This window comes from Micromonospora sp. NPDC049044 (assembly GCF_040649215.1).
Lineage (GTDB): Bacteria > Actinomycetota > Actinomycetes > Mycobacteriales > Micromonosporaceae > Micromonospora.
The window spans coordinates 47,866-69,198 of sequence record NZ_JBEZFA010000023.1 but is presented as its reverse complement, the minus strand read 5'-3'; the positions used below and the strand labels follow the sequence as shown (position 1 = coordinate 69,198).

20 protein-coding genes are annotated in these 21,333 nt (G+C 70.4%); 12 read left to right on the top strand and 8 right to left on the bottom strand.

The genetic code is table 11. The features are described 5' to 3' along the window. Positions 1-11 precede the first annotated feature (11 nt). Together AB0B85_RS20040 and AB0B85_RS20035 are read left to right on the top strand one after the other, a co-directional pair. Positions 12-554 carry a hypothetical protein gene (locus tag AB0B85_RS20040; protein WP_357409330.1) on the top strand — a complete coding sequence of 181 codons (543 nt, stop codon included), beginning with the start codon at positions 12-14 and terminating at the stop codon, positions 552-554. Between the two features lie 152 nt (positions 555-706). After that, positions 707-1,195, top strand: coding sequence for a DinB family protein (locus tag AB0B85_RS20035; protein ID WP_357409328.1), 489 nt, complete (start codon positions 707-709; stop codon positions 1,193-1,195). 120 nt (positions 1,196-1,315) lie between these two features. Here AB0B85_RS20035 and AB0B85_RS20030 read toward each other — a convergent pair whose 3' ends face one another. From AB0B85_RS20030 to AB0B85_RS20015, 4 genes are all read right to left on the bottom strand, one after another. Next, a complete protein-coding gene (locus tag AB0B85_RS20030; RefSeq protein WP_357409326.1) occupies positions 1,316-1,543 on the bottom strand; it encodes a ferredoxin in 228 nt (75 codons plus the stop codon). Continuing rightward, a complete protein-coding gene (locus tag AB0B85_RS20025) occupies positions 1,540-2,769 on the bottom strand; it encodes a cytochrome P450 (protein ID WP_357409323.1) in 1,230 nt (409 codons plus the stop codon). Before AB0B85_RS20025 ends, AB0B85_RS20030 begins: the two co-directional genes overlap by 4 nt. A gap of 184 nt (positions 2,770-2,953) precedes the next feature. Continuing rightward, positions 2,954-3,583 (bottom strand): NAD(P)H-binding protein, encoded by a 630-nt coding sequence (locus tag AB0B85_RS20020; protein WP_357409322.1) that lies wholly within the window; start codon positions 3,581-3,583, stop codon positions 2,954-2,956. Continuing rightward, a complete protein-coding gene (locus AB0B85_RS20015; protein ID WP_357409320.1) occupies positions 3,580-4,515 on the bottom strand; it encodes an EamA family transporter in 936 nt (311 codons plus the stop codon). Before AB0B85_RS20015 ends, AB0B85_RS20020 begins: the two co-directional genes overlap by 4 nt. 79 nt (positions 4,516-4,594) lie before the next feature. Between AB0B85_RS20015 and AB0B85_RS20010 the strand changes: the two genes are divergently transcribed. Both AB0B85_RS20010 and AB0B85_RS20005 read left to right on the top strand, forming a co-directional pair. After that, positions 4,595-5,464 carry a LysR family transcriptional regulator gene (locus AB0B85_RS20010; protein ID WP_357409318.1) on the top strand — a complete coding sequence of 290 codons (870 nt, stop codon included), beginning with the start codon at positions 4,595-4,597 and terminating at the stop codon, positions 5,462-5,464. A 127-nt stretch (positions 5,465-5,591) separates the two neighbouring features. Then, positions 5,592-7,559, top strand: a complete 1,968-nt coding sequence (locus AB0B85_RS20005; protein WP_357409316.1) for an acyl-CoA dehydrogenase — start codon at positions 5,592-5,594, stop codon at positions 7,557-7,559. Positions 7,560-7,595: 36 nt separating this feature from the next. Here AB0B85_RS20005 and AB0B85_RS20000 read toward each other — a convergent pair whose 3' ends face one another. Then, positions 7,596-7,826, bottom strand: a complete 231-nt coding sequence (locus tag AB0B85_RS20000) for a hypothetical protein (protein ID WP_357409314.1) — start codon at positions 7,824-7,826, stop codon at positions 7,596-7,598. 168 nt (positions 7,827-7,994) lie between these two features. Here AB0B85_RS20000 and AB0B85_RS19995 point away from each other — a divergent pair, with 168 nt between their 5' ends. The 4 genes from AB0B85_RS19995 (at position 7,995) to AB0B85_RS19980 (ending at position 13,200) form a co-directional block, all read left to right on the top strand. Beyond that, positions 7,995-9,218: a sensor domain-containing protein gene (locus tag AB0B85_RS19995; protein WP_357409312.1), complete on the top strand. Its 1,224-nt coding sequence runs from the start codon at positions 7,995-7,997 to the stop codon at positions 9,216-9,218. Continuing rightward, positions 9,206-9,862, top strand: a complete 657-nt coding sequence (locus AB0B85_RS19990; RefSeq protein WP_357409310.1) for a response regulator transcription factor — start codon at positions 9,206-9,208, stop codon at positions 9,860-9,862. The genes AB0B85_RS19995 and AB0B85_RS19990 overlap by 13 nt, the downstream gene beginning before the upstream one ends. 111 nt (positions 9,863-9,973) lie before the next feature. Continuing rightward, the gene (locus AB0B85_RS19985; RefSeq protein ID WP_357409308.1) at positions 9,974-10,735 is read left to right on the top strand and encodes an ABC transporter ATP-binding protein; all 762 of its coding nucleotides are present in this window, start codon (positions 9,974-9,976) and stop codon (positions 10,733-10,735) included. Continuing rightward, positions 10,732-13,200, top strand: coding sequence for an ABC transporter permease (locus AB0B85_RS19980; RefSeq protein WP_357409307.1), 2,469 nt, complete (start codon positions 10,732-10,734; stop codon positions 13,198-13,200). Before AB0B85_RS19985 ends, AB0B85_RS19980 begins: the two co-directional genes overlap by 4 nt. A gap of 436 nt (positions 13,201-13,636) precedes the next feature. Here AB0B85_RS19980 and AB0B85_RS19975 read toward each other — a convergent pair whose 3' ends face one another. Beyond that, positions 13,637-14,041 (bottom strand): nuclear transport factor 2 family protein, encoded by a 405-nt coding sequence (locus tag AB0B85_RS19975; protein WP_357409305.1) that lies wholly within the window; start codon positions 14,039-14,041, stop codon positions 13,637-13,639. Between the two features lie 84 nt (positions 14,042-14,125). Here AB0B85_RS19975 and AB0B85_RS19970 point away from each other — a divergent pair, with 84 nt between their 5' ends. Beyond that, positions 14,126-14,644 (top strand): helix-turn-helix domain-containing protein, encoded by a 519-nt coding sequence (locus tag AB0B85_RS19970; RefSeq protein WP_357409303.1) that lies wholly within the window; start codon positions 14,126-14,128, stop codon positions 14,642-14,644. A 51-nt stretch (positions 14,645-14,695) separates the two neighbouring features. Here AB0B85_RS19970 and AB0B85_RS19965 read toward each other — a convergent pair whose 3' ends face one another. Continuing rightward, positions 14,696-15,991, bottom strand: coding sequence for a low temperature requirement protein A (locus AB0B85_RS19965; protein WP_357409301.1), 1,296 nt, complete (start codon positions 15,989-15,991; stop codon positions 14,696-14,698). A 195-nt stretch (positions 15,992-16,186) separates the two neighbouring features. Between AB0B85_RS19965 and AB0B85_RS19960 the strand changes: the two genes are divergently transcribed. From AB0B85_RS19960 to AB0B85_RS19950, 3 genes are all read left to right on the top strand, one after another. After that, positions 16,187-16,486, top strand: coding sequence for a putative quinol monooxygenase (locus tag AB0B85_RS19960; protein ID WP_357409299.1), 300 nt, complete (start codon positions 16,187-16,189; stop codon positions 16,484-16,486). 375 nt (positions 16,487-16,861) lie between these two features. Beyond that, on the top strand, positions 16,862-19,132 hold the full coding sequence (locus AB0B85_RS19955; protein WP_357409297.1) for a glycoside hydrolase family 44 protein: 2,271 nt from the start codon (positions 16,862-16,864) through the stop codon (positions 19,130-19,132). A 388-nt stretch (positions 19,133-19,520) separates the two neighbouring features. Further along, complete coding sequence (locus tag AB0B85_RS19950) at positions 19,521-20,522, top strand: ankyrin repeat domain-containing protein (protein ID WP_357409295.1); 1,002 nt, start codon at positions 19,521-19,523, stop codon at positions 20,520-20,522. 158 nt (positions 20,523-20,680) lie between these two features. Here AB0B85_RS19950 and AB0B85_RS19945 read toward each other — a convergent pair whose 3' ends face one another. Next, positions 20,681-21,043 (bottom strand): hypothetical protein, encoded by a 363-nt coding sequence (locus AB0B85_RS19945; protein WP_357409293.1) that lies wholly within the window; start codon positions 21,041-21,043, stop codon positions 20,681-20,683. Between the last annotated feature and the right edge of the window lie 290 nt (positions 21,044-21,333).

Genomic DNA, 21,333 nt, shown 5'->3' with positions numbered 1-21,333 from the left:
CGGAGGATCTCATGAGTTACCACCTTGAGCGGGTCGACCTACCCGAACCTGCTGCTACGGCGCGCTCCCGCTTCGAAGCCTGCCTCGATCTGGCGGAGCCGTGCGCGCACACCCCACCGTGCGGCGGAAGCGAGTACGAGTCGCTGATGGCTCCCTTTCAATTCCATCTGAACATCGCCGGCATGGCCTTCTGCCGTGACGGTATGCGCCGCACGGGCATGACCTACCAGGCAACCTCGCAGCCCTTTCCGGCCTGGCCGTTCAAAGACATGGACGACTGGCAGTCCGCCGATCAGGGTCGGCGGGACGCCTACAACGAGGCAGAGCGCGCGGCCGCAGCCCAGACGGTCCCTGGCATGGTCGGTATCCCGGAGTTCAAGCTGATGAGTAACGGCCCGTGGCTGGTAGGTGCGCAGGAGATCGAGCAGGCGCTGTACCGCTACCAGGCTTCGTCGCCGCATCTGCGTGCGGAGCTGGAGGGCGACGACCTGTGGGTGACCTGGCTTGGCTGGCTCAACGAGACCATCAGTCACGGCGGCTTCACCGTAGGATGACCTGCCCGCCGCCGACGGCGTTGGCTGGGTCTCTCAGCCTGACGGGCACCTCGCGGCAGGAGGTGGCGACTGACGTGCGCCGTACTCGTTGGAAGGGTCCGGACGAGGCGTCCCGACCGAGATCATCACTTACCGGAAGGGATGTGGAGCGGGTGGAAGACGCTGAGAAGACGGCACTGTCGATGTTCCTGGAGGCGCAACGTGCAAGCGTTCTCGCTATTGTCGACGGCCTCGACCGCGCAGCTCTGACAACCGCCGTGCTGCCCTCGGGATGGACACCGCTGGGTCTCGTGGAGCACCTCGGCTACGCGGAGCGGCACTGGTTCCAGGAGGTCGCCACCGGCTCCGCCCAGCCGCTGGCCTGGCCCGACGACGACCACACGCCCCTGAACACCCCACGACCACCAGCAGTGGTCTTCGCCTTCTACCGCGCACAGTGCGAGCGGTCCAACGCCATCCTCGCCGCCACACCACTGTCTGCGCCTGCGCGTGGGCGTCACCCGGGTGCGCCCCTCGGCGACGAGGTCACCGACCTGCGGCGGATCGTTCTTCACATGATCGAGGAGACCGCACGCCATGCGGGTCACCTCGATGTCGTACGTGAGCTGATTGACGGAAAGACAGGGCTCGGGCCTCGATAGCTGTCACCCGCACGGACCCGGCGTGCACCCCACCGCACACCAGCCGCACCCGCACCACACGGGCACGACAATCCGCGGCTGCTCAGCTCGCGGGCGTTAACGGGCGGGCTCGATCTCGGGTCATTCCTCGGGCGCGATCAGCCGGTCGTCGGCGGCGTCGCGGACCGTGATCGCTTCCACCGGGCACGAGTCTGCGGCGTCGATGACGGCCTCGGCCGGAGTGACTACGTCGGCCACCGGCGCGGACAGGCCGTCGACCAGGCGGAAGTGCTCGGGCGCGGTACCGGCGCAGATGCTCGTGCCGATGCAACGGCGCGCGTCCACCTCGACCCGCCAGGCGGCACTCACCAGGCCACCGGCATGCCGAGCAGACCCCGCACCAACATGCCGCGCTTCCACTCCAGCTCGTCCTCGGGCACGGCGAGCCGCAGCCCGGGCAGGCGAGTGACGATGGTGGTGACGGCGACCTGCAACTCCATGCGGGCCAGTTGCGCGCCGACGCAGTGGTGTACGCCGTGCCCGAAGCCCAGATGCGGCTTCTGCTCGCGGTCGAAGTCCAGCCGGTCCGGGTCGGCGAAGACCGTGCCGTCCCGATTCGCCGACGACAGTGAGCCGAGCACCGGTTCACCTGCCCGGACCAGCACCCCGCCGACCTCGACGTCCTCCTTGGCGTACCTGGCGAAGGAAGAGCCGACGCCGAGCGGCACGTACCGCAGCAGCTCCTCGACCGCGGCCGGCACCAGCGACGGATCGGCCCGCAGCCGAGCGAGCTGGTCCGGATTGTGCAGCAGGACGTAGATGAAGTTGGGGATCTGGGTGACAGTGGTTTCGTGGCCGGCCGCGAGCAGCCCGCCGGCCAACTCCACCAGCTCGGTCTCGCTGAGCCGATCCTGGTTCTCGTCGCGGGCCCGCACCAACGCGCCGAGCAGGTCGTCGATCCCCGGATCGCGGCGGCGCTCGGCGACCAGAGCACCGATGTAGCCCCAGAGGTTGTTCAGGTACTCCTGGATCGTTTCCAGCGGCAGCGAGGTGGTCGAGACGATCGCCTCCGACCAGACGTGGAAGCGGTCACGGTCGGCGTACGGAACCCCGAGCAGTTCGCAGATCACCTGGATCGGCAGCGGTGTGGCGACGTGCTCCACCAGGTCGGCCGGAGGACCGAGCCGGACCATGTCGTCGACCAGCGCGTCGGCGATCTCCTGGGTTCGGGGTCGCAGCGCCTCGACGCGACGGGCCGTGAACGCCTTCGCCACCAGCCGGCGCAGCCGAGTGTGATCGGGCGGGTCCATTGTCAGCATGCCGCTGTACTGCTGGCGCGGGGTGAGCCGGGGCTCGTCGCGCTGGACGGCCGGGGCGCGACCGAACCGTACGTCGCCGAGGACCGTACGGACGTCCTCGTAGCGGGTGGCGAGCCACGCCTCCTCACCGTAGGGGAGCTGCACCCGGATCATCGGCTCGGTCTCGCGCAGCTCGCCGTAGGTCGGGTCGACGACGAGGCGGTCGGGCACACTGAACGGGTACGGCCGCGCGGGTGGAACGTTTCGACTCTCGGTGGTCTGGGCGCTCTCCGTCATCCGGATTCCCTTCGTCGAGACGGCGTGATCCTCGGGCCGGCACCACGTCGTAGCGGTGCCGGATCGCCAGTGATCAGGGATCACGAGCAGCACGCATCAACGCTCAGTAATGCATCGGTATCGGATCGTAGCGACAGACCTCGATGATCGCCATGGCGGCAGCGCGACGGGCATGCGCGGCGCTTCATCCCACTGTGAAGTGCCTGTCCCCGCCTGGGCTCTCCAGTTCGTCGAGGACGGCGACGGCGAGGTCCTCCGCCGACATCCGGGACGCCCCGTCGGGGCCGGTGATGAGCGTCGTGGTGCCCCGTCGGTACGTCCCGGTGCGGGTTCCGGGTTCGAGGATGGCCGGCGGGCTGAGGTAGACCCAGTCGGCCCGGTGCGCCCGGCAGGCGTCGAGTTGCGCGACGCTGGCGGCGGCGATGGTGCGCCAAGCCTCCGGCACGTACTCCGGGCTGTCGAGGACGAGTCGGTCGGGGTGGCCGGGGACCCACAGCGGGGCGGCACCGCCGACGACGACGATGCGCGTCTGGACCGCCTCGGCCGCGTCGAGCAGCACAGTTGTGGTCGCGGAGACGGCGTGTTCGTACCCGGGGGCGGGACGGGTCGCCGCCACGATCGCGTCGACGCCGTCGAAGAGCCGGCTGAGCCGCCCGGGGTCGTCCGTGTCGCCAGCGACGGCGGTCACGCCGTACGGCAGTGCCTCCGGCCTCCGCCTGCGGAAGACGGCGATCGTCTCGTGTCCCCTGCCCGCGGCCTCGTCGACGACGCGCGAGCCGACCATTCCCGCGGCTCCGACTACGGCGATCTTCATCGAACCGCCCCTTCCGGTACGAGCTGCGCCCGCGAACGGGTCGGCGCGGGAAGCTGCCCCGCGGCGATCGCGGCCAGCGCGAGCCCGAACCCGAGAAGCTCGATCGGACCGAGCGTCTGACCGAGCACCACGGCACCGAGCAGCGCGGCGACCAGCGGCGAGAGCAGACCGAGAACCGCGACGGAGGTCACGGGCAGCGCGACGACGCCGCGGAACCACAGGACGTACGCGCACAGACCGCCGACCAGGCCCAGCCAGAGGTAGCCGAGAGCGGCGGGCGGGTCGATCGCCGGTGGCGGTCCTTCGACGAGGAAGGTGAGGGGCGCCAGGAAGAGACCGCCCGCGCTGAGCTGCCAGCCGGCGAAGGCCGTCGGGCTCACCCCGGCGGGCCGCTTCCAGCGCTTGGTGAGGGTCACCCCGAGCGCCATCGTGGCCGCGCCGACGAGGCCGGCGACGATCCCCACAGTGTCGAGCGCGGCGTCCGGCCCGATCACCACCAGGCCGACGCCCAACACCCCGGCGACACCCCACACGACCCGCCAGACGGAGAGCCCTTCCCGCAGGAGCGTCGCGGCCAGGACGGCGACCACGAGCGGCTGCACCGCACCGAGGGTCGCCGCGACGCCTCCCGGCAGCCGCTCCGCCGCGACGAAGAGCAGCGGGAAGAAGAGCCCGATGTTCAGTACGCCGAGCGCTGCCGCCTTCGGCCACCACGCCCCCCTCGGCAGCGTACGGGTGATCGCCAGCGCTACCAGACCGGCGGGCAACGCGCGCAGGAAGCCCGCGAACAGTGGGTGGCCCGGCGGAAGGAGCTCGGTGGTGACGACGTAGGTGGTGCCCCACGCCAGCGGGGCGAGCGCGGTCAGGGCGGTGCGCGGCAGATCGCTGGTGAACGTGCCGCCGGGAAGTTTCTCCGCTCCGGAACTTGTCATGTCGGAAGTCTCATCGCGCAGCCATCAATGAGTCCAACGCATGTTTGTCATCCGATCGATCTACAGAGAAGATGAATCGATGGAGCTCCACCAGCTGCGCTACGTGCTCGCCGTCGCCGAGACGAGCAGTTTCACCCGGGCCGCCGAACGGTGCCTGGTCGTCCAGTCCGCGTTGAGTCACCAGATCGCCCGCCTGGAGCGGGAACTCGGCGCGAGGCTCTTCGAGCGGACCAGCCGCCGGGTGCGGCTGACCCCGGCGGGCGCGGCGTTCCTCCCCGCCGCCCGTCAGTGCCTGGACGCCGCCGAACGCGCGGCCGCCGAGGTCGCGGCGGCGGTGGGAGAGGTACGGGGACGACTGACTGTCGGCCTGATCCCCACTGTCGCGGCCGTCGACATTCCGGCCACGCTTCGCGTGTTCCGGGAGCGGTACCCGTTCGTGCGCGTCGGCCTGCGCGTCGGTGGGAGCGACGCACTCGTGGAGCAGGTCAAACAGGGCGTCATCGACGTGGCGTTCCTGGGGCTGCCGGAAACGGTCCAGCCGAAGGGCGTCGACGCACACAGCTTCGCCCGGGACCGGCTCGTCGCCGTGGTCGCCCCGGATCATCCGCTCTCGCGTGAACCGGCAGTCGACCTCGACCGGCTCGCCGCCGAGGTTTTCGTCGACTTCCCGGTCGGCACCGCCGGGCGGGCCCAGACCGATCAGGCGTTCTCCGCCGCCGGCCTCGCCCGCGACGTCGCGTTCGAGGTGACCGCCGCCGACCTGATGGCCGACCTCGTCGCGGCGGGTCTCGGCGTCGCCATGCTGGCCTCCGCCTACGTGCCACGGCTCAACGGCGTGACCGTCATCGAGGTCACCGATGCGCCGGCCCGGGTCGAGCACCTCGTCTGGAGCCGCCTGGGCCGGACCCCAGCGGTGAACGCATTCCTCGATGTTCTACGGATTGCGTGACGATCACCACTACCGGAGTCGGTCTTACAGCGGCGACAGCGGCACGGCCACCTCAGCCGCGCGCCGACCCCGGTACTCTTGATCGAGTACGGCCTGTACCCATATGTCCGCAAGCCGAGGGGGGACCATGTCCGATCAGATCGACCTCGCTCGCCTGCGGGAACTGCTCGACGGGCCGTGGGCCAAGGTGCGCACCGCGCACCGCGACAACCTCGACGAGCGTTTCCTCCCGGTGTACGGCGAGACAGGTGACCAGGCGCGTGAGCGGATCACCCGACTGCTCGGCGAACTCCCCGCCGAGCTGGGTATGGCGTCGGCCTTCCCCACCGAGTACGGCGGCAGCGGCGACGTCGGCGGCTCGATCATCGCCAGTGAGATGTTGGCGCAGGTCGACCTGTCGTTGATGGTCAAGGCGGGCGTGCAGTGGGGCCTGTTCGGCGGCGCGGTCGCGGCCCTCGGCACCCGACGGCACCACGACGCCTATCTCCGGGACATCGTCTCGGGCACGATCTTCGGCTGCTTCGCCATGACCGAGACCGGGCACGGCTCCGACGTCCAGCAACTGCGCACCACCTGCACGTACGACCCGCAGACGCAGACCTTCGATCTGCACACCCCGCACGAGGCGGCCCGCAAGGACTACATCGGCAACGCCGCCCGGGACGGGAAGATGGCGGTGGTCTTCGCGCAGCTGATCACGAACGGTGAGCGGCACGGCGTACACGCGTGGTTGGTGCCGATCCGCGACGCGCAGGGCAACCCGCTGCCCGGCGTGAGCATCGGCGACGCCGGGCCCAAGGCCGGCCTGCTCGGCGTGGACAACGGGCGGCTCACCTTCGACCACGTCCAGGTGCCGAGGGACATGCTGCTGGACCGCTACGGTCAGGTCGCCGAGGACGGGACGTACTCCAGCCCCATCGAGAACGACTCCCGGCGCTTCTTCACCATGCTCGGCACCCTGGTGCGCGGACGGGTGAGCGTGGGCGGCGCCGCGTCGGCGGCCACCAAGTCGGCGCTGACCATCGCGGTGCGCTACGGCGACATCCGCCGCCAGTTCGGCACACCCGACGCGGAGCGGGAGGTGCTGCTCAACGACTACCTGGCCCACCAGCGCAAGCTGCTGCCCGCCCTGGCCACCACGTACGCGCTGCACTTCGCCCAGACCGAGTTGGTCGCCGCGCTCAGTGAGGTGCAGGGCGGCGACCAGCCGGTCGACGAGCACCGGCAACGGGAGCTGGAGTCCCGGGCCGCCGGTCTCAAGGCCGCGCAGACCTGGCACGCGACCCGCACCATCCAGATGTGCCGCGAGGCGTGCGGCGGCGCGGGCTACCTGGCCGAGAACCGGTTGCCCAGCCTCAAGGCCGACACCGACGTCTTCACCACCTTCGAGGGCGACAACACGGTGCTGTTGCAGCTGGTGGCGAAGGGACTGCTCACCGGCTACCGGGACGAGTTCGGCTCGCTGGACGGCTGGGGGCGCGCCTCCTTCGTCGCCGAGCAGGTCCGCGAGATGGTGCTCGAACGGACCGCCGCGCGGTCCCTCATCGAGCGGTTGATCGGCGCCGTGCCCGGTCGCGACGAGGAAGTCGCCGTCACCGACCGCGGCTGGCACCTGAAGGTGTTCGAGGACCGCGAGCGGCACCTCCTCGACGGTGCGGTCCGCCGCCTGCGCAACGGCGCGGCCACGAAGAAGGACCGGCCCTTCGACATCTTCAACGACGTCCAGGACCACGTCCTGAGCGTGGCCGCCGCGCACATCGACCGGATCACCCTGGAGGCGTTCGTCGCCGGCATCGAAGACACCGCCGACCCGGCGGTCCGGGCGCTGCTCTCCCGGGTCTGTGACCTGTACGCGCTCAGCGTCATCGAGGCCAACAAGGGATGGTTCCTGGAGCACGGCCGCTTCACACCGGCCCGCGCCAAGGCCATCACCGGCGTCGTCAACTCCCTCCTCAAGGAGCTACGGCCGCACATGCGGACCCTCGTCGACGGTTTCGCCATCCCGGACTCGTGGCTGCACGCCGCGATCCTGCGCGAGGAGCCGCTTCGGCAGGAGACCATGACCACCCACGACGACGCCACTGTCCCCCGCTGAGCGACCACCTGAGCGCGGTGGGTGGGGTCTGCGTTCCTACGACTCCCGCGCGCGGTTGCGGCGGTGGTGCACGATCAGCGCGCCCGCGCAGATCAGCGCCACCAGGCCGAACGCGGAGCTGATCCACGGGTTGTCCACCGCGGTCGACAGCACCACGTTGGCCGCCGCGCTGACGAAGAACGCGAGCCACAGCAGCGGGCGCAGCAGGCCGCCGGGCTTCTTCGGTGCCGCGGCGGGGGCCTCGGCGATGCGGTACGGATCGGTCATGACTGCCTCCTTCGGCGAGCTTTTCTCGACGCCGTCAACGCTAGGTCGGGTGCCCGGCGGCGACGATCCCGCCAGCTCGACGGCAGTGGTACAGCAGGCTGTACCTTCCGCGCCGGGCGTTGCCGGGCCGGGCTTGCGGTGGCCTATGTTGACGGAGGAGGTGGGTCGATGGCGTACGTGCGGGGCCGGGTTCGCGCTTCGGTCGACGCCCTGGAGCACCTCGTCGGAGGGCTGGGCACCGCCACGCTGGCGCTGGGCGCGCTGCTCTGGGCGGCGATCGTGGCGGTGACCTGCCTGGCCGGGGTGGGGTTGCTGGCGGCGCCCGGTGCGCTGCGGGCGGTGCGGTCGGTGGCCGACCGCGAGCGCGCCCGGCTGTCCCGCTGGGGCGACCCGATCCCCACGCCGGGCCCGGTGCCGGACGGGTTGCGGGCGGCGACGCGGGATCCGTTCGTGCGCCGGGAGCTCGGCTGGCTCGGGCTGTACTCGCTCGTCGGCCTGGTGACCGGGCTGGTCGGCCTCGCGCTGCCGCTCTATGCCGTGCAGGACGCCACCTTCCCGCTGTGGTACCGGCTGGTCCCCCCCGACGCCGCGCCGGGGATCGTCTGGTGGCGCATCGACGGCCTGTCCGACGCGCTCTGGGTCGGGGTGCTCGGGGTGGGCTGGCTGGCCGCCGCGATCTGGCTCACCCCGGTCCTGCCCCGGCTCCAGGCCTGGCCGGGTCGACGGCTGCTCCCTCCCCCGCCGGGTGTCGACCTGTCGCTGCGGGTGGCCGAGCTGACCGCCACCCGCGCCGCCGCGCTGGACGCCCACGCTGTCGAACTGCGCCGGATCGAGCGGTCGCTGCACGACGGCACCCAGAACCGGTTGGTAGCGGTAAACGTGTTGCTGGGCGCCGCACGCCGGGCGGTGCGCCGCAACCCGGACCGCGCCGACGAGATCCTCGGGCAGGCGCAGGATGCTGCCGAACAGGCACTCGGCGAGCTGCGGACGGTGGTGCGCGGGATCCTGCCACCGGTGTTGGACGACCGGGGTCTCGCCGGTGCGCTGTCGGGCCTGGCCGGCAGTTGCGCGGTGCCCTGCCGACTGGAGGTGGACGTGGCGGTGCGCTGCGCGGCCTCGGTCGAGGCCACCGCGTACTTCGTGGTGGCCGAGGCGCTGACGAACGTCGTCCGGCACAGCGGTGCGAGCCGGGTGGATGTGGCGGTACGCCTCGAACGCGGTCGGCTGCTGGTGAGCGTCGAGGACGACGGGCACGGCGACGCGGACGAGACCCGCGGCTCCGGACTCACCGGCATCCGTCGGCGGGTCGAGGCGTACGACGGCCGGATGACGCTGACCAGCCCACCGGGAGGGCCGACGAGAATGGACGTGGAGCTGCCATGCGGATCGTGATCGCCGAGGACGACCCGCTGCTGCGCGAGGGTTTGGCGCTGCTGCTGCGGGCGGAGGACCTGGACGTGGTCGCCACGGCAGGCACTCCGGGCGAGTTCCTGGTCGCCGTCGACGAGCACGCGCCGGACGTCGCGATCGTGGACGTACGGATGCCGCCGACCCACACCGACGAGGGCATCGTGGCGGCGGTGGAGGCCAGGCGGCGCCGACCCGGCCTGGCGGTGCTGGTCCTGTCGGCGTACGTGGAGCAGGCGTTCGCCACCGACCTGTTCTCGGTCGGCGCCGTCGGGCTGGGTTACCTGTTGAAGGAGCGGGTGGGCCGGGTCGAGGAGTTCCTCACCGCGCTGCACCGCGTCGCGGACGGCGGCAGCGTGATCGACCCGGAGGTGGTGGCGCAACTGCTCGCCCGCAACCGCCGGACGGACACGGCGCTGAGCGAGCTGTCGCCGCGTGAGCGTGAGGTGCTGGGGCTGATGGCCGAAGGGCTCGGCAACAGCGCGATCGCCGAGCGGCTGTTCGTCACCGACGGCGCGGTGCACAAGCACATCCGCAGCATCTTCGCGAAGCTTCAGCTTCCACCGGACGACAGCGCCGACCGCCGGGTCACCGCCGTGCTGCGCTACCTCAACGGCGATCGGCGGTAGCGCCTGCTGTACCCGAACCCGGCAGCCCGCGGGATGGTTGCCGTTCTTCCACGTCAATAGCGTTTCTGGTGCGCGCATTTCCTGCCGATGACACGGAGAGAGGCCACCAGAATGCCGGACTATCCGGGACAGACAACCGAACCGGCGGTACGCGTCGAACGCCTCACCCGCGTGTACGACACCGGCCCCGATCAGGTGACCGCGCTCGCGGGCATCGATGTCGGCTTCGACCGGGGCACCTTCACCGCGGTGATGGGGCCCTCGGGCTCCGGCAAGAGCACGCTGCTGCAGACCGCGGCCGGGCTCGACCGGCCCACCTCCGGTCGGGTGGTGATCGGAGGCACCGACCTGTCCGGGTTGTCCGAGACCCGGCTGACCGAGCTGCGGCGCACCCGGATCGGGTTCGTCTTCCAGGCGTTCAACCTGATCGGCGCGCTCACCGTCGAGGAGAACATCCTGCTCCCCCTGCGCCTGGCCGGCGTCCGTCCGGACCGGGCCTGGCTGACCCGGGTGGTCGAGCGGGTCGGCCTCACCGACCGCCTGCACCACCGGCCGGCCGCGCTCTCCGGCGGCCAGCAGCAGCGGGTGGCGATCGCCCGGGCCCTGGCCACCCGCCCCGAGGTGATCTTCTCGGACGAGCCCACCGGCGCCCTCGACTCCCGCAGCGCGACGGAGGTGCTGACGCTGCTGCGCGCGGTGGTGGACGAACACGGGCTGACAGTGGTGATGGTGACCCACGACCCGATCGCCGCCTCGTACGCGGACCGGGTGCTCGTGTTGGCCGACGGCGCGATCGTCGCCGACCTTCCGCAGCTCGGCGCCGCTGGTATCGCCGAGCACCTGGCGTCGCTGGATCGGCGGGTCCTCCGATGACCAGCCTCGCCGCCCGCTTGCTGCGGCACCGCTCCGGCCCCGCCACCGCGACCCTGCTGGCCCTGATCGTCGGCGTGCTGATCCTGGTGGCGATGGGCACCCTCGTCGAATCCGGGCTGCGTTTCCGCGCGGAGCCACGGCTCTGGGCAACGGCCGACGTGATCGTCGCCAACCGCACGGTCAGCCACACGTTCCGGGAGTTCGGCGACACCACCACGAGCACCGTCACGCTGCCCGAGGGCGGCACTGTGGACGCGGCGCTGGTGGACCGGATCCGGCAGGTGCCAGGCGTCACGGCCGTCACCGGCGACGACGAGCTGGTGATCGGCTCACCCGCAGCCGTGGGACACGGCTGGGACACGTACACCTTCACCGGTCGTCCCATCGGCGCGGGTGCCGCGCCACGGGCCGACGACCAGGTGCTGGTCGACACCCGGCTCGGCGTGGCACCCGGCGACCGTATCGACCTGGTCGTCGGCGGCGTCGGGCGGTCGTACCTGGTGAGCGGAACGACCGAGACCGGCTCGGCGGCGGTGTTCTTCACCGACGCGCAGGCCGCCCGGTTGTCCGCCCACCCGGGCCGCGTGGATGCGATCGGCGTGCGGATGACGCCCGGTGCCGACCTCGACGCGGTACGCGAGATCGCGTCGGCGGCCGGCGCCACCGCGTACGTCGGGAAAGACCGTGGGACCGTCGAGCAGTCGGAGAACCAGGCCGCCCGGACGTTGCTGGTCGAGGCCGGATCAGCATTCGGGGGGTACGTCGTCCTGCTGATCGTCTTCGTGGTGGCCGGCACGATCGGGCTGTCCGTCCGGCACCGTCGACGTGACCTGGCGTTGCTGCGCGCGGTAGCGGCCACGCCGGGGCAGGTGCGTCGCATGCTGATCGCCGAAGCCGCGCTGCTCGCCCTGGTCGGCTCCGCGATCGGCGGCCCGGCCGGCCTGCTGGCGGCGCGCTGGGTGCACGGCGAACTGGTCGGGCGGGGGTTCGTACCGGCCGGCTTCCCGATGGTCGGTGGCCTGTTCGCGGTGCCGCCCGCTGTCGGTACGGCGGTCCTCGTGGCGGTGCTCGCCGCGTTGGTCGCCGCGCGCCGGGTCACCGGGATCAAGCCGATCGAGGCGCTCGGCGAGATCGCCGTCGAGCCTCGACGTAGCGGCCGGGTGCGGCTCATCGCCGGTGTGCTGACGCTCGCCGCGGCCGGCACCTCCGGGGCGTTCACGCTCGGCGCCGCCGGGTCGACCGGGGCGCTGGCCGGTGCGGTCGGCATGCTGTACCTGTTCGTCATCGCGGTGGCGCTGCTCGCACCGAGGATCAACGCGTACGCGGCACGCCTGCTCACACCGTTGTTGCCGCGGGTGTGGCGGGTCAGCGGCTACCTGGCCGCGGCCAACCTGCGGGCCAACGCGCAGGGCATGGCGACCGTCCTGATCGCCCTCGTGCTGTCGGTGGGCTTCGGCGGCTCGGTGTGGTTCCTGCAGACCAACCTGGAACGGCAGACCACCACGCAGAGCAGCACGGGAACCCTCGCCGAGCGGGTGCTCGTCGCTCCGGGTGGGCTACCGGCCGACGCGGCACGGGAGATCCGCGAGTTGCCCGGGGTGCGGGCGGCCACCGGCGTGCGCCGTACGCAGGTGGTGGTGCGCGCGCTCGGCGGCATCGAACCGGTCGGCGCTCAGTCGGTCGACCCGGCGGGCAGCACGTCGACGATGGACCTGGACGTGCGCGAGGGCAACCTGGCCGACCTGCGCGCGGGAACTGTCGCCGTGTCCGCGACGCAGGCGTCCTCGTCCGGCTGGGACGTCGGCGACAAGGTGGAACTCTGGCTGGGCGACGGTACGCCTGTCACGTTGGACGTCGTCGCCGTCTACGGCCGTGGCCTCGGCTTCGGCGACGTCACACTGGCTGCCGAGACGGTCGCCGGGCACACGGACGGGAACACCGTCGACGAGGTCCTGGTCCGCGCCGGCCCGGAGGCCGACAGCGCGTTGGCCGCGTGGTCGGCCGGACGACCCGGGGCCGAGGTTGTCGACGCCGCCACCCGTACGCGTCTGATCAGCACCGATCTGGCCCTCGGCGCCTGGCTGAACCGGCTGCTGATCGGCGTGATGGTGGGGTACGCGGCGCTGGCGGCGGCCACCACGATGGTGATGGCCGCACTGGCCCGCCGCCGTGAGTTGGCGTTACTTCAACTGGTCGGGGTCACCCGCCGCCAGATTCGGGCGATGGTCCAGGCCGAACAGGCCGGGCTGCTCGGCACCGCGGTGCTGATCGGCGCGACGATCGCGGCGCTGACCCTGAGCGCGATCGTCAACGGACTGACCGGCAGCCCGATCCCGTACGTCCCGCCGCTTGGGTGGGTGGCGGTGCTCGGCGGCACGACACTGCTGGCGTTGGCAACCACCGTGTGGCCCGTCCGTCGGCTGCTCAGCGTCCCTCCGATCGACGACATCGGTGTGAAGGAGTAGGTGCTCAGAAGGGTCGTACGGTCCCCCGTCGGCGCTCGGTCGGGTCGAGCCGGGCGCCGACGGGTGGTCGTAGCGCCACACGGTGCCCGACTGCCCGTTGCGGTGACACAGCAACCGGCCGCCTACGCTGACGCCCGTGGAAGGCATCGCGGCCGGGGTCATGCTGCTGGGTGGCGCGCTGGGTTGCCTGTTCGCCTGCCTCGGGCTCTGCGCCGTCGCTGCGGCATGGGCCACGCGGCCCGAGCGGAGGCGCTGACCTCCATCTGCCCGTCAAAGTGCGGCGACCACCGGTTCGCACAGCAGGACTGCGGCGGTTTCAGCGACGTCCAGGAACACAGGTCGGATCATCGAGTGCACGTCATGCGGGTGCGGCGTCGGTCATCGGTCCCGTGCTGGTGTCTCAGGGTCGCCCTCTACAGCCTGATCGGATCCGGGCCTATGCCTGGCCGACGGCTTGGGCGATGGCGAGAGTGTGCTGGTATTCGCGCCAGTGGGCCAGTTTGCCGTCCCGCGTTCGCAGCACCCCGACGAACGGCGCCGCGGCGGTCACCCCGGTCTCGGCGTGAGTGCCGACGAGTTCGTACTCGACCACGATCACCTCGGGGTCGGTGGTCTCGTGCACGACCACGTTGCGGCAGTCGTCGAATCGGACCGGGAACATTGCTCGACTCCCCCGCGTGTACTCCAGCACCCGCTGCTTCCCCTCGGTACGGGTAGGGCGACCCGGCGCGGCGAACGGTGTCTCGATGACCACGTCGTCGGCGAGCAGGTCGGCCTCGTAGGTGGGCTGGTTCGCGAGCCACTGCGTGCGCATGCTCTCGAAGATCGCTCTTGGTGTCACAGTCGTCTCCCCCCGATAATGAGTCAGCACTCGACTTGCGTCGACAATAGTGAGTGGAGACTCATTTTGGTAGAGGGTCCGCCGTTGCGCGCTGACGCGCAGCGCAACCGAGCACGCATCCTGGACGCCGCCGAGGCCGTCTTCGCCGAGTTCGGCTCCCGAGGCTCCACCGAGGAGGTGGCCCGCAGGGCCGGCGTCGCCATCGGCACGGTCTTCCGCCACTTCCCCACGAAGGACGACCTGCTGGCTGCGATCATGAAGCGACTGCTGGGACAACTCGTCGAGGAGGCCGGGCAGCGCGACCTGTTCGCCTTCTTCGCCCACATGGTGGCGCAGGCCGCGGCGAAGAAGACAGTCGTCGACCTGCTTGCCGGATCCGGGGTGACCATCCGGCTGCCCGAGGCGGTCGGCCATCTGGAGGAGGCGGTGGGTCGGCTACTGGAACAGGCCCGAGCCACCGGAGCCGTCGCCGCCCCGGTAGGGCTACCCGAAGTGATGGCGCTCCTTGCCAGCGTCTGCCAAGGGGCCTTGCACGGGGGATGGGATGAGCAGCTGCAGGCCCGTACGCTCGCGGTGATCTTCGCCGGCCTGCAACGCGACTGACTGCCGGCCTCCCTGTGCGGCGCGTTGGCGGTGGACGGCCCCGGGCACAGGTCAGCCTGGCGGCGAGGCCTGCTCCAGGGGGCGTCCGTGAGCGCGGATCGTGTCCGAGACGGCGATGCCGAGCAGGACGACGACAGCAGCCAGAGCGACAACGAGTGGCGGTCGGCCGACCATCACCGGCGCCATGGCCGCGAGGACGAGGATCCCGATCGGCCGTGGACGGGACACCCGGGCGAAAGCCGCGTACTCGAACAGCGAGCGCCCGGCGAGGAAGAGCGCGGGCCCACCGAGGATGGCCCCGACCCAGGCGGGTCTGGCGTCTCCGGTGGGATCTATCAGAGTGAGTTCGGAGCCGGCGGAGGCAGCGAGGATGCCGGCCACCATGAGCAGGTGTGCGAACTCGGCGAGCCGGCCGACGCGGCCGGGGTCGGCGGACACCGCGATCGCCTCGCCCAGGATCTGGCCGGCTCGATAGAAGTAGATCCGCCACAGCAACACAGTGATGAGGAACGACACGGTGAGGGCCATTGTCCGTTCCGGCACGATCGGGCCGCGCAGAAGGCTCGATCCGGACGTCAGGATCGTCTCACCGAGCGCGACGATGACGAGCTGCCAGTAGCGTTCGGCCAGGTGCTCGCCCGCGCCGGACCACGGGGACACCCGTGAGCGACCAATTCCCGGGACCGGCCAGCCGAGCCTGGCTCCCAGGTAGTCGATGGCCAGAGCCAGCGTCCACAGTGAGTTGCGCGTCACCTCCGGTGCGAAAGCTCCGGCGAGCCACGGCACGGCCGACGCGCCGAACCAGACGAGCGCCAGCATGTTGACCCGGCGGAGGTTGTGACCTCGCACGATGAGCGCGAAGAAGAGGGTGCGGCCCACCTGGATCGCGACGTAGGTGCTCGCGAAGAGCAGGCCGGTATCGGCCAGAGCGCCCGAAATCGCGACCGCCAGGAGCAGGCTCCCGTACATCGTCGCGAGGACCACGAACTGGATTGCCGGCTGAAACGGATCGAATTTGCTCGTCACCCATGCCGTCTGGGTCCAGATCCACCAGACCGCCAGGAACAACAGCAGAGTCTCACCGTTCTCCGCAAGGGACGTGGTCAGCCTCTCCGCAACGTGATCCCTGGTGTAGTCCAGCACCAACTCGTGCACGATCCGGGTGAGCGCGAAGACGAACACGAGGTCGAAGAAGAGTTCCAGAAAGGTCGGCCGCTGGGGACTCTCACGTTTACGCAGCAGACTGGTCACGCTATTGGTCATCACCAGCCCGTCCGCTTCGTCGGCTTGTTGCTGGAGCAGTCGTACCACGTACCCACGCCGCTCGCGGATCAGATGCTCCCCCAATTACTCGGAGGTTCCCACGTGGGAAAACGCTTTCGTCTTTGACCTCGGCGTCCGACCGGCAAAGCTGCTCGTCCCGCCCGCGCTCGCCGCCCGCGCCAGCGATAGATCAGTATGCTCGACTCGGCAGAAATCGCCCCCTTGCGAGTCGCTCGTCGGACGTATGCGATCGGCTCGCCGCCGCCTGAAGGAGTCGCTGTGTCCTACGGCTACATCGGATCGATGAAAGCCAAGCCCGGCCACCGGGATGACGTCGTGGACATCCTGCTGAGCGGCACCGATGCCTTACGCGAGGTCGGATGCGATCTGTATGTGGTGAGCGTCTCGGACACCGACGACGTGACGATCTGGGTGAGTGAGGTGTGGCAGAGCAAGGAAAGGCACGACGCCTCGTTGCAGCTCCCCGAGACCAAGGCGGCGATCGCCAAGGCCATGCCGATGCTGACGGGTGAGTTCACCAGCCAGGAAGTGACGGTCTTGGGAGGTCTGGGCGTGTAAGCGAGCTGCCAGCCCGACGGCTGCGAATCTGGGGAGCCGCCTGCTGCCGCAGTGGCGGGCTCGACCATACCCATCGCGCCAGGTGGCGCCCCGACGGCACGTCATCCGGGTCTGGCTCCACTGGCGTGTCGGGCTGCGCGCCGAGGCCATTGTGCTCGCCGGGGGCACCCGCGCTCGTGACCACCCGGCCGAGGCCAGGACCGTCGTGGCCGGCAACGTGGTCGCTGAACCATTGCGCAACGAGCCGCCCCCTGCGGCAGATCGCTCGGCTCGGATTGATCCACAAGTGGCCTTCGGGCGTTGACGGGAAGTCCGGAAAGCGCAATCCTTTGGAAGCGCTCCCATCGACGAGCCTCCTATCCGGAAGGAATGCTCGTGCGTCCCACCACCGCTCTACTCCCGGTCGTGCTCGCCACGGCCCTCGGCGGTCTGGCCCTGCCGGAGCCCGCCCTGGCCGTGGCCGGCCCGGCGCTGACCGTCGACACCACGGCCGCCCGGCACCAGATCAGCCCGTACATCTACGGCATGAACTTCGCCGACGAGGCCCTCGCCCGTGATCTGCGGCTGCCGGTGCACCGCTACGGCGGCAACGCCACCACCCGCTACAACTTCCGTGCCGACACCACCAACCGCGCGGCCGACTGGTATTTCGAGAACATCCCCAACGACAACCCGGCTCCGGCCGATCTCCCGAACGGCTCGGAGACCGACCGGTTCGTGCAGCGGAACAAGGCCACCGGCGCCGCCACGGTCATGACGGTGCCGATGCTCGGCTGGATCGCCAAGGACCGGTCGCGGGCGTGTGGCTTCAGCGTCGCCAAGTACGGCCCGCAGGAGTCCACCGACCAGTGGGCACCGGACTGCGGCAACGGCAAGAAGCCCGACGGGTCACCGGTCACCGGCAACGATCCGAAGGACACCAGCATCGCCGTCGGTCCGGAGTACGTCACGGACTTCGTCAACCACCTCAAGGGGCAGTTCGGCGCCGCCGCCGACGGCGGGGTCCAGTTCTACAACCTGGACAACGAGCCGGACCTGTGGCACTCCACGCACCGCGACGTCCGCCCGGCCGGGCTGGGCTACGACGAGCTACGCGACCGCACCTACGAGTACGCCGCCGCGATCAAGGCCGCCGACCCCGGTGCGAAGACGCTCGGGCCGGTCGGCTGGGGCCTAAACTCGATCTTCTATTCGGGCCTCGACCAGGACACCTGCTCACGCACCGGCTGTTGGTCCAACCCACCGGACAAGGCCGCGCACGGCGGCCAGGATCTCGGCCCGTGGTACCTGGACCGGATGCGCGAGTACGAGCAGCAGCACGGCACCCGCATCCTCGACTACTTCGACGTCCACCTCTACCCGCAGCAGTCCGGCGTGTTGGGCGACGCGGCTGGCGACGCCAACACCCAGGCGCTGCGACTGCGCTCGACCCGCCAGCTCTGGGATCCGACCTACGTGGACGAGAGCTGGATCAACCAGCCGGTCCGGTACATTCCGCGGCTGCGCGAGCTGGTGGACAAGCACTACCCGGGCACGAAGATCGCGATGACCGAGTACAACTGGGGCGGCTACGGGTCGCTCAACGGCGCGCTCGCCCAGGCGGACGTGCTCGGCATCTTCGGCCGCGAGGGGCTCGACCTGGCCACCCTCTGGACCGCGCCCACCGCCGACCAGCCGGTGGCCAACGCCTTCCGCGTCTACCGCAACTACGACGGCAAGGGCGGGGCGTTCGGCGAGACCTCCGTCCAGGCGACAAGCGCCGACCAGGGCAAACTGGCCGTGTACGCCGCCGAGCGAAGGGCCGACAAGGCGCTCACAGTGGTCGTCGTCAACAAGACCGGCGACGACCTGACCAGCCCGATCGCCCTCACCGGCGCCTCCGCCAGCACCGCCCAGGTCTACCGCTACAGCGGGGCCGACCTTGCGGGCGTCGTCCGGGAGGCCGACCAGCCGGTGACCGCCAGCGGCCTCACGGCCACCTTCCCGGCCAACTCGATCACCCACCTGGTGCTGCCGCGCGGCACCACGCCCGGCGACACCCAGGCGCCGACCGCCCCGGGCAAGCCGACCGCCGGCACGATCACCGGCGACAGCGTCACGCTGGCCTGGACGCCGTCCACCGACGACACCGCCGTCACCGGCTACGACGTGCACCGGGTCGACACCACCGGAACGGTGAAGGTGGGCAGCGCCACCGGCACCACGTACACAGTGACCGGGCTGACCCCGGACACCCCGTACACCTTCGTGGTAACCGCCCGCGACGCGGCGGGCAACGTCTCGGCGGCCTCGCCCGGCCTGACCGTGCGGACCGCGCCCACCGCCCCGACCGCCGGCTGCACTGTCGGCTACACGGCGACCAGTTGGCCGGGCGGCTTCACCGCCAGCGTGACGATCAAGAACACCGGTGCCACCGCGATCGACGGGTGGAAACTCGCCTTCGACTTCCCCACCAGCGGCCAGAAGGTCGGCCAGGGCTGGTCGGCCACCTGGAAACAGACCGGAACGAGCGTCACCGCGGACAGCATGGGTTGGAACGGCAACCTCGCCCCCGGCGCGTCCACGAGCATCGGCTTCAACGGCACGTGGAGCGGCAATAATCCGGCACCAGCCGCCTTCACCCTCAACGGTCAACGCTGCGGGTGACCTGAGAGACCCCTCCTCCGCGCCAGACGGGCGGAGCAGACCGGAGAGGGCCCGGGGTTGCGCTTCCGCACCCCGGCCCTCTCCGAGGGCACAGAAGAATTTGCCTCGACCGCACCAGCACCCGCCCGCTCGGCAACTACACGCTCATCCGTCCTCCTGCCCGCCGGGAGTGGTCAGGTCCTGCTCGGCCAGGAACCGTCACCAGGCGTACCTCGGCCGGCGGGGGCGTTTCAGCGCCACCGGGACAATCCTCAGGGGTGCCTGCGCGGAAAGGGCGCTGTGCAGCTCCATCTGCTTTGGCTCTGCGAGGCTGTCGGCACTCTCTTGCAGGGTGTCGTATGCGCCATCTAGCGTCGCGCGCGTTGACAGACGACGGGGAGGGCGGGTCATGGCGGACTGGGATGGGGTGCGGCTGTGGGGTGGTCGCGGCGAGGATGAGGTGCTGGCGCGATTGGCGGCGGGAGCCGACCCCTGCATGCCGCTCGGGCACGACTCGGCACTGCACGTCGCGGCGGAGCACTCGTCACCCGCGGTTGTGGCGGCGATGGCCGCCGCAGCATCCGATATCGATGTCCTGTACGACGGCCGGTCCCCACTGTGGCTTGCGGTTCACTCGCGGCGGCACGACAACGCCAAGGTTCTGGCTGCCGCTGGTGCGGACCCGTGGCGACCGATGATGGCCGGTTGGTCACCCGGTCGGCTGAACCTCGCGGGGCCCGAACCCGACCTGTTCGGCACCGCCCCTGCCGGTGTCGAGCTGAGCCCGGCCGAGCGGGAAGCCGTCGCGTTGGCCGGTGAGCTTGGCGAACGTTTGCAGGTCAACTACTACGACGGGACCGGGCTCCTCTGCGTCGCGGGAGTCGACGTGACCGAGGCGATCCGCCGGCTCGACGGCACCCCGATGACCGAGGACGAGTTGCTCGCCCACTACGGCGTCGATGTCGAAGAGGAGCCCGAGCCGGACGACGAGCACGACTGGGAATGGCTTTCGGAGACGAACGATCTGCTGCTCGTCGGTATCACCGACGTGCCTGGCGGCTGTGTGATCACCCAACCGTGGGGATACCAGCCGCAGACACCCCTGGTCGGTCGGCTGCTGTCCGTCGGCACCGTCGCCTACGGCCTTTACGCGAACCCGAAGAGCGGTAACCAGGGCAGCATCCACCGCGATGGGGAGATGATCGGCTGGGACCTGCACCCTGGCGGTGCCGCGTGGAGCGGAGACACCAGCCAGATGGTCCTGCTCAGCTACCTCTACCCTCTGCAGGCCCTCCAATACGCGTGCGCGTTCGTAGGCCTGCGCCCGGCCGACGCCCGATGCATCACCGGCCCCGCCGACCAGTGGGTTCTCCTGCCCGAACGGGATTACTGGGCGAGCAAGACGGTGTGACGACGTCTGGAACGACGAGGCACCACGGTCCACAGCGGTTTGTCGATCTACGTCCTGAGGGTCGTCGCGTGAACGCCTGCACCCCTGGCATCCTGCCGGGCGTCCCTACCAGACAGACGCACGGATAACGAGGTACCGCTCAGCAGAGTTCTCGCAAATCAGTCGGCCCCCGTGCCGGTCCGCCTGGCGTAGCCGCACACGTCGTGCACCCAGTAGTCCAGATACCTGGCCACCGCCTCACGATCGGCAAGGTCCAGCGACAGCCACTCCCGTGCCGCCCGGACCATCTCGGCTGCGGCCTGCTCATGCTCGTCAGGGTTGAGCTCCACCCGGTCGGTCAGATCGCCCCAGATGAGCCACACGAAGCCGGCTGACTCCACCTCCAACGACGCATGCGCAGAAACCCCGTGGATGTCCAGCGCCACCTCGTAAGGATCCTCGGCGTCGAGGAGGCTCCTGGTCAACGCGGTGACCTCCCGCATGTATGCCACCTCGGTGTCATCCTGGGCTGGACCCGTCATGCCCCCAGAGTCGCATCCGGCTGCGAATCTCACCCGGAATTACGAGACGTCTCCAGCCTCACCGGCACCGTGCAGCGGCCGCCTATGCGGCCGGCGGGGCCAGCATCAGCCAGGCACTCGCCGTGGCCGATCACCTCAGCCACGCAGGGTGGGGCCTGATCAATGTGACCGAGGTGGGGGCACGGCGCTGTACGAGATAATGCGACGCAGGTGAGACTGCAGGGCAAGGACGCGCACCGACTGCTCGGCCGTCACGAAAGCTCGGCGCCGGTGCGGATCCTGGGCTCCAC